14 protein-coding genes are annotated in these 14,905 nt (G+C 72.1%); 7 read left to right on the top strand and 7 right to left on the bottom strand.

The genetic code is table 11. The features are described 5' to 3' along the window. Positions 1-147 precede the first annotated feature (147 nt). Together ACTG9Q_RS10580 and ACTG9Q_RS10575 are read right to left on the bottom strand one after the other, a co-directional pair. On the bottom strand, positions 148-570 hold the full coding sequence (locus ACTG9Q_RS10580; protein WP_455572492.1) for an Imm1 family immunity protein: 423 nt from the start codon (positions 568-570) through the stop codon (positions 148-150). Further along, a complete protein-coding gene (locus ACTG9Q_RS10575; protein ID WP_455572491.1) occupies positions 567-926 on the bottom strand; it encodes a DddA-like double-stranded DNA deaminase toxin in 360 nt (119 codons plus the stop codon). Before ACTG9Q_RS10575 ends, ACTG9Q_RS10580 begins: the two co-directional genes overlap by 4 nt. A gap of 535 nt (positions 927-1,461) precedes the next feature. On the opposite strand from ACTG9Q_RS10575, the gene ACTG9Q_RS10570 reads away from it, so the two are divergent. After that, entirely contained in the window at positions 1,462-2,064 is a 603-nt protein-coding gene (locus tag ACTG9Q_RS10570; RefSeq protein WP_455572490.1) for an HAD family hydrolase, read from the top strand. Here ACTG9Q_RS10570 and ACTG9Q_RS10565 read toward each other — a convergent pair. Then, entirely contained in the window at positions 2,061-2,240 is a 180-nt protein-coding gene (locus tag ACTG9Q_RS10565; RefSeq protein ID WP_455572489.1) for a hypothetical protein, read from the bottom strand. The genes ACTG9Q_RS10570 and ACTG9Q_RS10565 overlap by 4 nt on opposite strands. A gap of 182 nt (positions 2,241-2,422) precedes the next feature. Here ACTG9Q_RS10565 and ACTG9Q_RS10560 point away from each other — a divergent pair, with 182 nt between their 5' ends. Continuing rightward, entirely contained in the window at positions 2,423-2,809 is a 387-nt protein-coding gene (locus ACTG9Q_RS10560) for a cold-shock protein (protein ID WP_455572488.1), read from the top strand. Here the strand turns inward: ACTG9Q_RS10560 and ACTG9Q_RS10555 are convergent. The 3 genes from ACTG9Q_RS10555 to ACTG9Q_RS10545 are packed head-to-tail and all read right to left on the bottom strand — an operon-like array spanning position 2,778 to position 6,459. Further along, complete coding sequence (locus ACTG9Q_RS10555) at positions 2,778-3,257, bottom strand: DUF2771 family protein (protein WP_455572487.1); 480 nt, start codon at positions 3,255-3,257, stop codon at positions 2,778-2,780. The two genes, ACTG9Q_RS10560 and ACTG9Q_RS10555, sit on opposite strands and share 32 nt — an antisense overlap. Before the next feature lie 10 nt (positions 3,258-3,267). Next, positions 3,268-5,637: an MFS transporter gene (locus ACTG9Q_RS10550; protein ID WP_455572486.1), complete on the bottom strand. Its 2,370-nt coding sequence runs from the start codon at positions 5,635-5,637 to the stop codon at positions 3,268-3,270. A 57-nt stretch (positions 5,638-5,694) separates the two neighbouring features. Next, on the bottom strand, positions 5,695-6,459 hold the full coding sequence (locus tag ACTG9Q_RS10545) for a glutaminyl-peptide cyclotransferase (protein ID WP_455572485.1): 765 nt from the start codon (positions 6,457-6,459) through the stop codon (positions 5,695-5,697). Positions 6,460-6,517: 58 nt separating this feature from the next. On the opposite strand from ACTG9Q_RS10545, the gene ACTG9Q_RS10540 reads away from it, so the two are divergent. After that, positions 6,518-7,486 carry a DUF3027 domain-containing protein gene (locus ACTG9Q_RS10540; RefSeq protein WP_455572484.1) on the top strand — a complete coding sequence of 323 codons (969 nt, stop codon included), beginning with the start codon at positions 6,518-6,520 and terminating at the stop codon, positions 7,484-7,486. After that, positions 7,483-10,407, top strand: coding sequence for a sacsin N-terminal ATP-binding-like domain-containing protein (locus tag ACTG9Q_RS10535; RefSeq protein ID WP_455572483.1), 2,925 nt, complete (start codon positions 7,483-7,485; stop codon positions 10,405-10,407). Before ACTG9Q_RS10540 ends, ACTG9Q_RS10535 begins: the two co-directional genes overlap by 4 nt. Before the next feature lie 769 nt (positions 10,408-11,176). Here the strand turns inward: ACTG9Q_RS10535 and ACTG9Q_RS10530 are convergent. Continuing rightward, positions 11,177-11,455, bottom strand: a complete 279-nt coding sequence (locus ACTG9Q_RS10530) for a DUF2530 domain-containing protein (protein ID WP_455572482.1) — start codon at positions 11,453-11,455, stop codon at positions 11,177-11,179. An 18-nt stretch (positions 11,456-11,473) separates the two neighbouring features. Here ACTG9Q_RS10530 and ACTG9Q_RS10525 point away from each other — a divergent pair, with 18 nt between their 5' ends. The 3 genes from ACTG9Q_RS10525 (at position 11,474) to ACTG9Q_RS10515 (ending at position 14,793) form a co-directional block, all read left to right on the top strand. Next, positions 11,474-12,949: an NCS2 family permease gene (locus tag ACTG9Q_RS10525; protein WP_455572481.1), complete on the top strand. Its 1,476-nt coding sequence runs from the start codon at positions 11,474-11,476 to the stop codon at positions 12,947-12,949. A gap of 48 nt (positions 12,950-12,997) precedes the next feature. Further along, positions 12,998-13,429, top strand: coding sequence for a MarR family winged helix-turn-helix transcriptional regulator (locus ACTG9Q_RS10520; protein ID WP_455572480.1), 432 nt, complete (start codon positions 12,998-13,000; stop codon positions 13,427-13,429). A gap of 95 nt (positions 13,430-13,524) precedes the next feature. Next, positions 13,525-14,793, top strand: coding sequence for an MFS transporter (locus ACTG9Q_RS10515; RefSeq protein ID WP_455572479.1), 1,269 nt, complete (start codon positions 13,525-13,527; stop codon positions 14,791-14,793). The last annotated feature ends 112 nt before the right edge of the window (positions 14,794-14,905 follow it).

The raw sequence follows: 14,905 nt of genomic DNA, 5'->3' as shown, positions 1-14,905 counted from the left end.
GGCGACTCCATCCACCAGGAGATCGGCGATCGTGGCGGTGATCGGCGCCCCGATCGCGTCCTCGATCCAGCCATACTGACTTAGTCGACCGTGTTGGCCGGACGGCGCGACAATTTCATGCCGAGGCGGGTCGTCGTGGGCGAGGTGTCAGGCGTTGTCCGACTCGCGCGGTGGTGTCCAGTCTTGCCACTGGACACCGGTTGGTCGGGTGCCTGTGCGGAAGTACTCGTGTACGGCGGCCCTGACGTCGGCGATGGGGATTTCCGCGTCGGGCGAGAACTGCATGACGTTCCATTGGTGGTCGTACGAGAGTGCGTCGGCGTCGGCGATCGTGGTGCCCTGGCTGTAGGTGCCGGTTCCGTTGCCGACGTAGTGGAGGGTTCCGACGTTGCCGTTGAATCCCGCGTAGAGGCCATCCGTTTCGACGTCTTGGCGCGTGATCTCGGCGACGGTTGAGACGTTGGGGGCGAGGTTGGCTACGTGGTCCAGGGCCGCGTCGATCTCGTCGGAAGTTGTGGCCACGTGGTCGTCTTCCTGGTCGGGCGAGTACCAGAAGATCAGGGGTGTCACTTCGTTTCTCCGGTGAAGGTGTGACGGGTCTTCGGTGTGACCACGGTAATGGAACATCCGGGTGGGAGTAGGCGGGGCAGGTACGTACGACAGGACATGCGGCCGGGGCATATCTCGTGGTTGATCACGATGGTTGCGCTGGAGGTCTCGCCGGTTGTCTGCCAGTGGTGCCGGATGAGCGCGGCGAGCTTCGCCTCGGCGTGGGTGCGGATCGTGGGGATGCGCGGGCCGAGCATGGCGAGGTAACGCCCAGCAAGGTCGGCATCCTCGTCTTCGCCGCTGACGATCGGTTGTGCGGGCTGGTCGCCGCTGAACCACCGGCCGTGTGTCTTACGACCGGTGCCTGGCCCTTCCAATGGTGGGGGCAGTTCCTGTCGTAGCCGTTCGACGCGCTCGGACGTCGGGGGTTGGTTGAACGGGGATACCGAGGGCGTTTGGCGCGGTGTAGGCGATGGCAGTGCTGGTGTCGTTGACGGCCGGCAACGTCGGCGAGGTACTTCTCCACCAGGTTTGTTGCTCCGTCCTGCTGGTTGAGGACGTCGCCAAGTTGTATTAGTGCCGCGCTGAGCAGTGCGATTGCTTGAGCGGCTTCGGGCCTCGCGGTGCCGCTACTGACGTTGTGGATGATCGTCCGCGCCTCATCGAGGGCAGTCGCCGCGCCGAGCAGCGCCGTCCGCTCGCGGGAGAGCTTGCCCAACCCCGCTCGCATGCTCGCCGCTGCCTTTTCGATCGACACGGCTCATCTTCCGCCAGCAGGGGCGACGTTCAGAGCGGTTCGTCGGCCCCTGATCGTCGGACCACCCGATCGGATGAGGATCCATGTCGCGGTACAGGGACCTTGACCCTCCGCACGCCCATGTTCGAGGGTCTGAAGCCAGTACCGTCGGGTTGGTGCGCGATGACCTGGTGGTCGGCTTCGACCTGGACATGACCCTGATCGACCCGAGGCCGGGGATGGTCTTGGCCATGAACGCCCTGGCCGCCGAGAGTGGGCTGGCGTTGGACGGGGAGCGGTTCGCGGCCAGTCTTGGGCCGCCGTTGGAGGCCGTCCTGCGGGGGTTCGAGGCGCCCGAGGAGCGGATTCCCGGGTTGGTCGCCCGCTTCCGCGCCCTTTACCCCGACGTCGTCGTCCCCGCCACCGTCCCGATGCCGGGGGCGGCGGAGGCCCTCCAGGCGGTACGGGACCTCGGGGGGCGGACGCTGGTCGTGACCGGCAAGTTCGAGCCCAACGCGCGGCTGCACGTCGAGGCGTTCGGGTGGGAGGTGGACGTCGTCGCGGGTGGGCTCTGGGCCGAGGCCAAGGGGGTCGTGCTGGCCGAGGAGGGGGCCCAGATCTTCGTCGGCGACCACGAGGGCGACATCGCGGGGGCCAGGGCGGGCAACGCCACCGCCGTGGCCGTCCCCACCGGGCCCTGCACCAAGGAGATGCTGCGCGAAGCCGACGTCGTGCTCAACGACCTGACCGAGTTCCCCGCCTGGCTGGCCGGCTACTAGCGCCGCCGGACCGCGTGGGCGACGGCCACCCCGAGGCCCACCGGCAGCCCCATCGCGACCGCCCACAGCCAACTGGCTTGCCGGTCGAGCGCGCCGAGCACGAAGATGGTGATCACCGCGAGGAGGCCGACGCTGAACAGCGCCACGGCGGCGATCATGGTCCGGGGGACGGTCATACGGGCAGGATACGTTCGCCGCGGGCGTAGTCCTTCCTTCGGTGACACCCGGAGGGGGACGAGCCGAGGCGACCTCCGCCGGCCTAGGCTGGACAGACGCGTCCAGGGTGGTGCCCCAGGGCGCGTTCGTCTTGCGGAGTCCGCGCAATGGCGGCAGAGACGACGAGGGAATGGTGAGTGCGGTGCCGACCGGCAAGGTCAAGTGGTACGACACGGCGAAGGGTTTCGGGTTCGTCACCCAGGAGGACGGTGAGGACGTCTACGTCCGCGCCTCCGCCCTCCCCGCGGGGGTGCCCGGCCTCAAAGCCGGGCAGCGCATCGAGTTCGGGGTGGCCGACGGGCGCCGCGGGCCGCAGGCGCTCTCGGTGCGGCTGATCGACGCGCCGCCGTCGGTGGTCGAGGCGCGGCGTCGGCCTGCAGAGGAGCTGCACGGCCTGGTCGAGGACATGATCAAGATGCTGGAGTCGACCATCCAGCCCGACCTGGCGCGCGGGCGCTACCCGGACCGCAAGGTGGTCAAGCGGGTCGCCGAGGTGGTCAGGGCTGTCGCTCGGGAGCTGGACCCGTAGCCTCCAGGACCCAGTAGCCGGTGGGCACCGGCGTCTCGCCCTGCACGATGGCCAGGCGCTGCACGGCGGCGAACAGCAGGCGGTCCTGCGGCGTGGGCAGCTCCAGCGTGTACGCGTGCCGCTTCTCGGCGGTGGGCACGAAGATCCGGCTGCTGCCGTCCACCCGCTTGCCGTCGCCGTCGAGGTAGGAGAACACCACCCCCCACGGCTCGCGGGCCAGGGCGGCGGGCACCGAGATCTGCACCGGCATGCCGCGGCGCATCGACAGGGTGACCACGGCGTCCTCGTCCTGCGCGCAGGTCAGCGACGCCAGGTCGCACAGGATCTGCGGCGCGGCGGCCACCGCGTTCCCGTCGGCGTAGAACGTCACCTCTGGCGGCGGGGGCGCCCCGCAGCCCACGGCGGCGAGGGCTGCGGCGATGACGGCGGCGGTCTTGGCTGGTCGCACGCGCCCGACCCTACGGGGAGCCGGGCGGCGGGCCTTCGTGCAGGGTCGCGGGCCGCCACCCTCGCGGGTCGGGCAGGGGGTGGTCGGCGGTCGGGTCCGGCCTTATCGGCCGGTCCCCGCCCAGCCCGGGGATGAGCGACCCCCCGCGCCGGGTCATCAGCGTCTGGGCGAGGCCGACGGCCAGCACGACCGAGACCACCAGGAAACCGATCCACCAGGTCGGCGGCAGTAAGACACCCATGGCGCCGCCGAACACCCAGGCCAGCTGCAGCACCGTCTCCGAGCGGCCGAACGCCGAGGCGCGCGACTGCTCGGGCAGGTCGTCCTGGATCACCGCGTCGAGGCTGTTCTTGGCCAGCGCGCTGGACACCGCGCCCACCAGCCCGACGATCGCCGCGGTGGTGATCCCGGCGGCGAAGGTGGCCACGACCGTCGAGACCAGCGCCCCGGTCGCGCACCCGATCACCACCTGCTCGGGCTTGCCGACGTGCACCCGCGCGCCGATGGCGTTGCCCGCGAAGCTGCCGATCCCGGCCGCCGCCGCGATCACGCCCAGCAGCAGGATCTGCTGGAACGCGTCGGTCTCGTACTCCGCGCGCACGGCGAACGCGGCGAACATCATCAGGAACCCGGTCAGCACCCGGATGGTGCCGTTGCCCCACAGCGCGACCACTATCTGCCTGCCGACCGGCTGTCTGTGCGCCTTGCCGGGGTGCGCCTTGATCGAGGCGGGCACCTCGCCCTCGGTGACCTCGACCCGCGCCGGGATGCGCAGCGCCTGCACCGCCCCGGCCAGGGAGATCACCACGGTGAACCACAGCGCGCCCGCCGAGCCGAACACGTTGGCGAACCCGACCGCCACCCCGCCCAGCACCGCGCCCGCGGCCAGCCCGAACACCGTCAGCCGGGCGTTGGTCTTGGCCAGCGTGATCTCCGGTGGCAGCACCCTCGGGGTGACCGCCGCCTTGAGCACGGTGAACGACTTGGACAGCACCATCTTGCCCAGCGCCGCCGGGTACAGCATCCAGTTGTCGAAGTTCAGCGCCATGATCACGCACATCAGCGCCTGACCGGCCGAGACAGCGCACATGGCCAGCCGCCTGCCGCGCTGGATGCGGTCGAGCGCGGGCCCGATCACCGGGGCCAGCAGCGCGAACGGGGCCACGGTGATCAGCAGGTACAGCGCGACCTTGCCCTTGCTCTCCCCGGCCGCCGCGGAGAAGAACAGCGTGTTGGCGAGGGCGACGGCCATCGCCGCGTCACTGGCGTAGTTGAACATCGTGGCGTAGGTGAGCGCGGTCAGGCCGGACTTCTCCGCGCCGTCGGCGCCCGCGGCCCTGCGGAAGGCGGACACCGCCCGCGTGGTCAGCTGCCTGCTGCGCAGCGCGGCCACCCGGGTGACGGTGAGCTTCTTGGGGAAGCGGGGGGAGCCGGGCACCTCGTCGGTGGCGCGCTCGGACGGGTCGCCGTCGGTGCCCCCGCGGTGAGGGCCGTCGCCGCGGGGATTGTCGCGGTAAGGGCCGTCGCGGAACCGGTCGTCGCGGTCGCGCGTGCCGTCCCGGTACCCGTCGTCGCGGTACCCGTCGTCCGGGTGGCGGCCGTCGGCGTATCGCTCGTCGGTATGACGGCCGTCCCCGTATCGCTCGTCAGGATGACGCCTGTCCGCGTACCGCTCGTCCGAACGACGGCTGTCCGGGTGACGGCCGCTGGTTTGACGGCTGTCGGGATGACGGCTGTCGGGGTACCGGTCGCTCGGGTGGCGGCTGCCGGCGTCGCGGCCGTCTGCGTGGCGCTCGTCCGGGCGGCTGCCTGAGTACCGGTCGTCCGGATGGCGGCTGTCTGGGTGGCGGCTGTCCGGGTGACCGCCTGGGTAGCGGTCGTCGGGGTGGCGGTCGTCCGGGTACCGGTCGTCCGGATGGCGGCTGTCTGGGTGGCGGCTGTCCGGGTGACCGCCTGGGTAGCGGTCGTCGGGGTGGCGGTCGTCCGGGTGGCGGTCGTCCGGGTGGCGCGGGCGCGGCTCGGACGGGTGGCCCGGGTGGCGGTCGTCGTGGCGGGGCGCGGCGCCCCAGCGCCGGGTGTCGCGCGGCGCGGGTCCGCGGTCGTAGCGGTCGGCGAAGTCGTCGTCGCGCCAGGGTGGGCGAGGCCGCTGCGACCCGCCCGCGGACGGCTCGCCGTGGGGACCACCCTGCGGGTAGTCGTGCGGGTAGCGGTCCCCGAAGGTCTCCAGGTCCGGCTCGTCCGGGCGCTCGTAGGGGCGGGTCGGACGCCTGCGCGGCGGGGGCTCCGCCGCCCGCCAGTCCGGCTGCGGCGCGTCGGTCCAGCCCTTGCGGCCGCGCTTGGGGCGCCGCTCGGGCTGGTCGGGCGAACCGGAGCGAATCACGTCCCCCATCCTGCCGCATTCGGCGGCTTGACACCGACGGCGCGTGTGCGGGATGGGTCAGGCCGGCGCGAACCTGACCCGGAACATCGTCGGCCACAGCTTCCCGGTGATCAGGAACTCGTCGGTCCCGGGCACGTGGGCGATGCCGTTGAGGACGTCGGTGGCCGCGCGCTCCTCCGCCGACAGCAGCCCGGAGAGGTCGGCGACCCCGGTCACCGCGCCGGACCCCGGGTCGATGCGCACGATGCGGTCGGTCTGCCAGACGTTGGCGTACACCGCCCCGTCCACGCACTCCAGCTCGTTGAGCCGCAGCACCGGCTCGCCCCCCTCGCGCACGTCGACCTCGCCGACCGGGTCGAAGGTCGTCGGGTCGCGGAAGGTGAGGGTGTCGGTGCCGTCGCTCATCACGAGCCGCCCGCCGTCGTGGCACAGGCCCCAGCCTTCACCCGAGTAGGTGACCCTGCGCAGCTCGGCCAGGCTCTCCCGGTCGCGCTCGATGGCCACCTCGTGCTGCCAGGTGAGCTGCCAGATCCGGTCGCCGACGACGGTGATGCCCTCGCCGAAGAGGTCGCCGGGCAGCGTCGTGCGCGCTTGGACCTCGCCGGTGGCCGGGTCGGTTATCCGCAGCTCGGAGCGCCCGACGAGGCCGGTGCCCTCGTAGAGGACGCCGTCGACCAGCTCCAGGCCCTGGGTGAAGGCGGTGGGGTCGTGGGGCACTTCGGCCAGCACGTCGACCCGCAGACGGGCGGGTTCGGCGGCCGGTGTTTCGGCTGCGCAGCTCACGGTGAGTAGCGCGGACAGGAGCAGGGAGAGCGCGCGCACGGGCCAAGCCTGGCACGGCTGCGCGGGCGGGCACAGGCGTGCGGCACAATCAGGCGTGATGACCTCGACGCCCGCACCCCAGGATGTGACCGACCCCGCGCTGCTCGCGGCGGTCGACATCGCCCGTTCCGCCGCTCAGACCGAGGCGGGGGACGAGGTCGGCGCGCACGTCGCCGTCACCGCCGAAGACGAGCACGCCGCCACCCACCTCTTCGAGGCCGACAAGGTCGGCTACCGCGGCTGGCGCTGGGCGGTGACCGTCGCGCGGGTGGAAGGCCACGATGTCACCGTCAGCGAGGTCGTGCTGCTGCCCGGCCCGGACGCCATGGTCGCCCCGCCGTGGGTGCCCTGGCAGGACCGGGTCCGCGCGGGCGACCTCGGCGTCGGCGACCTGCTGCCCACCGACCCGGACGACTTCCGCCTCGTGCCCGGGTACGCCGCCAGCGAGGACCCGGCGGTGGAGGACCTGGCCATGGAGGTCGGCCTCGGCCGCCCCAGGGTGATGTCCCGCGAGGGCAGGCTCGACGCCGCCGACCGCTGGCAGTCCGGCGAGTTCGGCCCTGGCTCGGACATGGCCCGCGGCGCCCCGGCCCACTGCGGCACCTGCGGCTTCTACCTGCCCGTCGCGGGCCTGCTCGGCGCGGCCTTCGGGGTCTGCGGCAACGAGATCGCCCCGGCGGACGCCCGCGTCGTCCACGCCGAGTACGGCTGCGGCGCCCACTCCGAAGCCGAGGTCGAGCAGATCTCCCCGGTCCTCGTCGCCGACCTGATCTACGACGACGCCCTGTTGGAAGTGGAAGCGGCGGTAGCCGCTTCCAAGCCCCATACCCACGCACCGCACCCCGAGGACCCCAACCCGGCTGACGCGGTCCTGAAGCCCGAACCCATCCCCCAGGCAGTCGAGGCCGCCACCCCGGACACCGCTCCTGATGGTGAAACGGCCCCACCGCCCCAAACCACCGTCTCCGCCTCCAATGAGGCCACCCCCAGCACCGCTGCTGACCGCGAGCCCGGCGACGAAGGGTGAGCGCCGACAACTTCGGCACGGCCGCCTTACGCGCGTCCGTGCTCGGCGCGTGGACGTCCTCGCCGACCCGCTTCCGCGAGGACGCCAACGCCGAGGAGGACCTCTACCTCGGCGGCTACCGCGACCGCCTGCTCGTTGAGCTCGCCCAGAACGCCGCCGACGCCGCGGGCGCCAACGGCACCCTGCGCGTGGACGTCGTCGACGGTGAACTGCGCGCCGCCAACACCGGCAGGCCCCTGGACGCCGCGGGCGTCGCGGCCCTGTCGTCGCTGCGCGCCTCGGCCAAGCAGCGCGGCGTCGGCCAGTTCGGCCTCGGCTTCTCCGCCGTGCTCGCCGTCACCGACGCCCCGCGCGTGGTCTCCGTCGACGGCGGCGTGGCCTTCTCCGCGGCCAAGACGACCGACGCGATCGCCGAGCACCCCGAGCTGGCCGCCCGCGCCGCCGAGCGCGACGGCCGGGTGCCGGTGCTGCGCCTGGTCTGGCCGACCGACGAGGCGCCGCCGCCCGCGGGCTTCGTCACCGAGGTCCGGCTGCCGCTGCGCGCCGACGTCGACGGCCACGCGCTGATCTCCGCGCTCGCCGCCGAGGCCGCCGACCTCCTGCTGGCCCTGCCCGCCCTGACCCGCCTGGAGATCGGCGGCACCACCTGGACCCGCACCGACGAGGACGACCGCCTCACCATCCACGGCCCTGGCGACCCGCTGTCCTGGCTGGTGCACCGGGTGACCGGCGAGCTGTCCGCCGACGTCCTCGCCACCCTGGGCGTCGAGGCCCGTGAGCGTCCCCAGTGGACGGTGACGTGGGCGCTGCGCCTGGACCCGGACGGCGCCCCGCACCCGCTCGCCGAAGACGTCCTGCACGCCCCGACGCCGACCGACGAGCGGCTCTCGCTGCCCGCCCGCCTGGTCGCGACGGTTCCGATCGAGCCGAGCCGCCGCCGCGCCCGCCCCGGGCCCGCCGCCGACGAGGTCTTGGCCGCAGCCGCTCGGGCCTACCCCGGCCTGGTCGCCAAGCTGCCCGCCAAGCGCCGCACGGGACTGGTGCCCCGCACCGGTTTCCCGCTGTCCGAAGTGGACGACCGGCTGCGCGAGCTGATCCGCGCCGCGCTGCGCAGGGCCGAGTGGCTGCCCGCCGCGGGCACCGCCGAGCCGCGCTGGCTGACCCCGGTGCGCGCCCGCGTCATCGACGCCGCGGCCCCCGGCCTCGCCGACCTGCTCTCCGAGGTCATCCCCGACCTGGTCGACGGCGCGCTGTCCGAGCCCGCCCACACCGGCGCGCTGAACGCCCTCGAGGTGCCCAGGATGCGCCTGGCCGAGGTGGTCGCCGCGATCACCGGCGCGGCCAAGCCGATCGACTGGTGGCACCGGCTGTACACCGCGCTGGCCCCGGTCGTGGAGACCGACTCCACCGCCCGCGGCGAGCTGGGCGGCCTGCCCGTCCCGCTGGCCGACGGCCGCACCCTGCCCGGCCCGCGCGGCGCGCTGCGCTACGACGGCGACCCCGACCTGCTCGACCTGCTCACCCACACCGACGTCGGCGCCCTGCGCGTGGTGCACCCCGGCGCCGCCCACCCGATCCTGGACCGCCTCGGCGCCGACCACGGCACCGCCGCTGACCTGCTGGAGAGCCTGCGCGACGCCGTCGAGCGGAGCATGGACGAGGCCGAGTCCGGCGTCGACACCACGGCCCTCGCCGCGGTCGTGCTGCGCCTGGTCCGCGAGGCCGGCGCCGTCTCGGCGCCGTGGCTGGGCGCGCTGGCCCTGCCCGACTCGGTGGGCGACTGGCGCCGCGCCGACGAGCTGGCCCTGCCCGGCTCGCCGCTGCTCGACGTGCTGGACCCGGACTCCCCGATCGGCGTGCTGTCGTCCACGCTGGCCGAGGAGTGGCCCGCCCACGTCCTCACCGCCGTCGGCGTCCTCGACGCCTTCGCCCTGGTGGTCGACGACTCCCCGACCGGCCCCGACCACGACCTGGCCGACGAGGCGCGCTGGTGGGACTCCCTGCCGGTGCCGCCGTCGCGCGTCGTCGGCGTGCGCGACCTCGACCTCGTCGCCCCCGACGCCTGGCCCCGCGCCCTGCGCCTGCTCGCCGCGTCCCCGGAGACCTGGCGCGCCCTGATCGACCCCGACGGCTACCCGGCCTGGTGGATCGGCAGGCACGCGTCCCTGGCGGGCGCCTCGCCGACGTCGTGGCGCATGCCCGGCGCCGCGGCGCTGACCGGCCTCTACGACCCGCTGCCCGACGTGGACGTCGACCCCCGCGTCCTCGCCGCGGTCGGCGTCCGCACCGAGCTGGCCGTGCACACCGCCGACGACGCCGAGGACCTGCTCACCCGCCTCGCCGACGCCGACCGCGAGATCCCGCCCGGCATCGTCCTGCGCGCCCACACCGCGCTGGCCGAGGCCGTGCACGACGAGGACATCGACCCCGAGGACATCACCCCGCCCGAGGACGCCCGCACCCTGGCGGGCACGGTCTCCGACGACTGCGCGGTCCTCGACGGCCCCTGGCTGCTGGCCGTCCTCCCGGAATCCGCGGTGGTCTCCGCGGGCCCCGACTTCGCCCTCGCCGAACCCCTGGCCGACCTGCTCGACCTCCCACTGGCAGGCGAAGACGTCGACGGCACCCCGGTCTCGACCGGCGAGTACGTCCCCTGGTCCGACCTCGGCGCCGTCGCCGCCGCCTGCGACCTCCTCGGCGAACCCGTCCCCCTGGGCGGCCCGGTCGTCCACGACAAACTCACCGTCCGCACGAACGACGGCGAACACCTGGTCTCGTGGTGGGTCACCCAGGACGGCACCGCCCACTGCGAAGACACCCCGGAAGCCCTGGCCCGCACCCTGGCCTGGACGACCGACCGCTGGCCAGAACGCCACACCTTCACCGCCTTGATCGAAGACCCCACCCTCTACTTGAGCTGACACCACCCCAACACCAACGCAACGCCAACGCCAACAATGGCGACGCAACGCTGACGCCAACGCAAACGCCGCCGCGCCCTTCCCCAAATCCACACTATTCAGCCGGACCACAGCGGAACGCAACGCGCGCGCCTGAATGTCCGATGGGGTGGATTTGTTTTTGTGGGGAGGAATGCGGTGCTAAACTTTATGGTCGTGGACGGCTCCGCCGCTCCACGCTTTTCCACGACCGCGCCGCATTCCTTAGGGGCCCCGCGAAAACGAATCCACCCCATCGGACACCTCTTAGCAAGTCGCGTACCTGCATCCGGTCCCAACCGCCGGCCGCCAACGTGAAGTGACCCGCACTGGTCATACGCGAAGAGGAGCACCCGCACTGGTCGGCCGCACGGGGGTCAAGCGGCGTGCACCCGCGCGAGTCCCGAGTCGGACTGCTGGTCCGTCAGCGATCTCGTCCGCCGTCGACATGGCAACGCGACTTTTCAGGCTGTCCGATGGGGTGGATCTGTTTTCGCGGGGCCCCTAAGGAATGCGGCGCGGTCGTGAAAAGCGTGGAGCGGCGGAGCCGTCCACGACCCGCAAGGTTCGCACCGCATTCCTCCCCACGAAAACAAATCCACCCCATCGGACATTCGGGCGCGCGTGTTGCGTTCCGTTGTGGTCGGCTGAATAGTGTGGAAATGGAATGGGGGGTGCGTGAGGGTGCGTGCGGTGGTCGATGCTTTTTTTGGTGCGAATAGTTGACTGTGGGTGTGTGTGGTGTGGTGGGTCAGTCGACCTTTTGGGCGCCGCGTCTGCCGGACTTCGCGGCGCGGCGCTGCCAGGTCATGAGGGCCGCGCCTAGGATGCCCAGGGCTGTGCCCGCGAGGGCTGTCCACAGCCAGATCGGCGGCGTTCGGTCGAAGCCCAGGCGGGCCACGGCAAGGGCGAGCGCTGTCACCAGCCACAGGCCGGTGCCGATGTACACGATGGGCCCCAAGTCCAGCAGCCGCTGAGGAAGCGGCGGCGGGGGGCGTAGCGGGGCGTCCGCCGGTCGAGGTCCAGCCACACCCGGGAGGCTACGGCAATGGCAAGCGAGGCAACGGCACCGTCGGCCGAGGAGGCGAAGCCTTCCGGCGTCGACCGGTTCTTCAAGATCAGCGAGCGGGGGTCGACGGTTTCCCGCGAGGTGCGGGGCGGGCTGGTCACCTTCGTGACGATGGCCTACATCGTCGTCCTCAACCCGCTGATCATCGGCAGTTTCGCCGCTGACGACGCGGGCGCGCACCGGGACGTCCTCGGCGGCATCCTGCCGGTGGACCAGGTCGCCGCGGTCACCGCGCTGGTGGCGGGGGTCATCACCATCCTCTTCGGCCTCGTCGCCAACTACCCGTTCGCCCTGGCGACGGGGCTGGGCATCAACACCCTCGTCGCGGTGACGATCGCCCCGCAGATGACCTGGCCCGAGGCGATGGGCCTGGTGGTCGTCAACGGCCTGGTGGTCATGCTGCTGGTCGTCACCGGCGTGCGCACGGCGGTGTTCAACGCCGTCCCCGGTCCGCTCAAGTCCGCGATCGCGGTCGGGATCGGGCTGTTCATCGCGCTGATCGGCCTGGTGGACGCCGGGTTCGTGCGTAGGCTGCCGGACGCGGCGGGCACGACCGTGCCGGTGGGCTTGGGCATCAACGGCTCGATCGCCTCCTGGCCGACGCTGGTGTTCGTCGTCGGCCTGGTCCTCACCGCGATCCTGGTGGCGAAGCGGGTCAAGGGGGCCATCCTGATCGGGGTGCTCGCCGGGACCGTGCTGGCCATCGTGATCGAGGCGGTCGTGGACGCCGGGCCGTCGATGGGCACCAACCCGAAGGGCTGGAACCTGGGCTACCCAGCGCTTCCCGAGCAGGTCTTCGGCATCCCCGACCTGTCCCTGCTCGGCGAGGTCTCCTTCGGCGCGTGGTGGCGGGTGCCCGCGCTGACCGCGGCCCTGCTCGTGTTCACCCTGGTGCTGACCGACTTCTTCGACACCATCGGCACGATGACCGGCCTGGGCAAGGAAGCCGGGCTCATCGACGAGGACGGCAAGCTGCCCGATACCGGCAAGGCGCTGTTCGTCGACAGCCTCGGCGCGGTCGCGGGCGGTGCGGCGTCGACGAGCTCCAACACCGTCTACATCGAGTCGGCGGCCGGGGTCGCCGAGGGCGCGCGGACCGGGCTGGCCAACATCGTGACCGGGCTGCTGTTCCTGGCCGCGATGTTCCTGACGCCGCTGTACCAGGTCGTGCCGATCGAGGCGGCGGCCCCGGCGCTGGTGATCGTCGGCGCGCTGATGATGGCCCAGATCACCCAGATCGACTTCACCGACTTCACCGTCGCGCTGCCCGCGTTCCTGACCATCGTGGTGATGCCGTTCACCTACTCCATCGCCAACGGCATCGGCGCGGGCTTCGTCAGTTACGTGGTGCTGCGCCTGGTGACCGGGCGGGCGCGGGGCGTGCACCCGCTGATGTGGGTCGTGGCCGCGGCGTTCGTCGTCTACTTCGCGATGGGGCCGATTCAGGCGCTGTGACGCAGACGACCGTGGTCTCGGCGCGGATAGTAAGGTATGCTAACGATCGTGTCCCCGGAGCACGCGACCCTGACGAGCAGGCTGCGCCTTGCCGTCGTTCGGCTCAACCGCAGGCTTCGGGCCCAGCGCACCACGGCCGCGGTCACCCTGACCCAGATCTCGGCGCTGTCCTGCCTGCACAAGTGCGGACCGCTGACCCCGGGCGAGCTGGCGGGCAAGGAGGGCGTGCAGCCCCCCTCGATGACCAGGGTGATCGCCGCGCTGGAGGACATGGGCTACGTCAGCCGCCGTCCGCACCCCAGCGACGGCAGGCAGGCGATCGTCGCCCTCACCGAGACCGGACTGGTCTACATCAAGGGCGAGATCACCGCGCGCGAGGCGTGGCTGGACGAACGGCTGGCAGAGCTCGACGACGAGGAACGGGTGATCCTGGACCGCGCCGCCGAGATCATCGACAGGATGGCAGGTAAAGCGGACTAGTGCGGACACAGGCGGAGACCCCAGGGCAACTGGACAGGACTTCCGCATCGCCGCACAGCCCGCCACCTCCGGCACCCCGGTCCACTTCGGACGGGATGTTCTCCTCCCTGCGCATCCGCAACTACCGCCTGTTCGCGGGCGGTGCGCTGCTGTCCAACACCGGCACGTGGATGCAGCGCATCGCCCAGGACTGGCTCGTGCTGGTGCTGACCGACAACAGCCCGGTCGCCCTGGGCATCGCCGCGGCCCTGCAGTTCCTGCCGACGCTGGTGCTCTCGCTGTGGGCGGGCGTGCTCGCCGACCGCATGGACAAGCGCAAGCTGCTGATCGCGCTGCAGATGGGCATGGCGCTGAGCGCGGTCGTGCTCGGCGTGCTGGACGTGACCGGCGTGGTGCAGGTGTGGCACGTGTACGTGCTGTGCGTGGTCCTGGGGGCGTTCTCCGCCGTCGAGGTGCCGGTGCGCCAGTCCTTCGTCGCCGAGATCGTCGGGCGCGACCAGCTGGCCAACGCCGTCGCCCTGAACTCCACGAACTTCAACCTGGCCAGGATCGTCGGCCCGGCCATCGCGGGCGTGCTGATCACGCTGATCGGCACCGGCTGGCTGTTCCTGGCCAACGCCGTGCTGACCGGCGCGGTGGTCGGCGGCCTGCTGCTGATGCGCGTCGGCGAGCTGCGCCCGTCGCCGCGGATGAAGGCGCGGCGGGGGCAGCTGGTCGAGGGCCTGCGGTACGTGCGGGGCAGGCCGGACATCCTGACCGTGATGGTGATGGTGTTCTTCGTCAGCACCTTCGGCATGACGTTCTTCGTGACCCTCGCGGTGGCGGCCGCAAACGTTTTCCACCAGGACGCGGCCGGGTACGGGCTGCTCTCGACGATGCTCGCGGCAGGCACTCTCGGCGGCGCCCTGCTGGCGGCGCGGCGCAGCTCGCGCGGCAGGCCGAGGACCCGGCTGCTGCTCGGGGCGGCGTTCGTGTTCGGGGTCTCGCAGGTGGGCCTCGGGCTGATGCCGACCTACGGGCTGTTCGCCGTCGCCTTGGTCCCCGTCGGGCTCGCCCTGATGACCTTCATGACCGCGGCGAACTCGACGGTGCAGCTGGCCGCGGTCCCGGAGATGCGCGGCCGGGTGATGGGCCTGTACATGCTGGTCTTCGTGGGCGGCAACCCCATCGGCGCGCCGATGACCGGCTGGCTGGCCGATCAGTTCGGCGGGCGCTCGCCGTTCCTGGTCGGCGGCGCCGTGGCCGCGCTGACCGCCGTCGTCTGCGGCCTGGTCCTGCTGCGCCGCGGCGGCGTCCGCGTCTCCCCGGCTCACTGGACCCGCCTGCGCGTCCTGCGCCGCGACCGCCCCCGCCGGGTCCGCTGACCCCATAAGCCACGTCACTCGGATGAGGGTTGCGGCTCTTCTCAAGTAAGGCTAACCTAAGTCTTGTCCGCTTCGTGGTGGGAGCGGTAGTCAGTTCGGGAACTGAGTGGGC

This window comes from Actinokineospora lacus (assembly GCF_053813445.1).
Note: the sequence above shows the minus strand (reverse complement) of the source record. Positions and strands in the feature narration are given on the sequence as shown.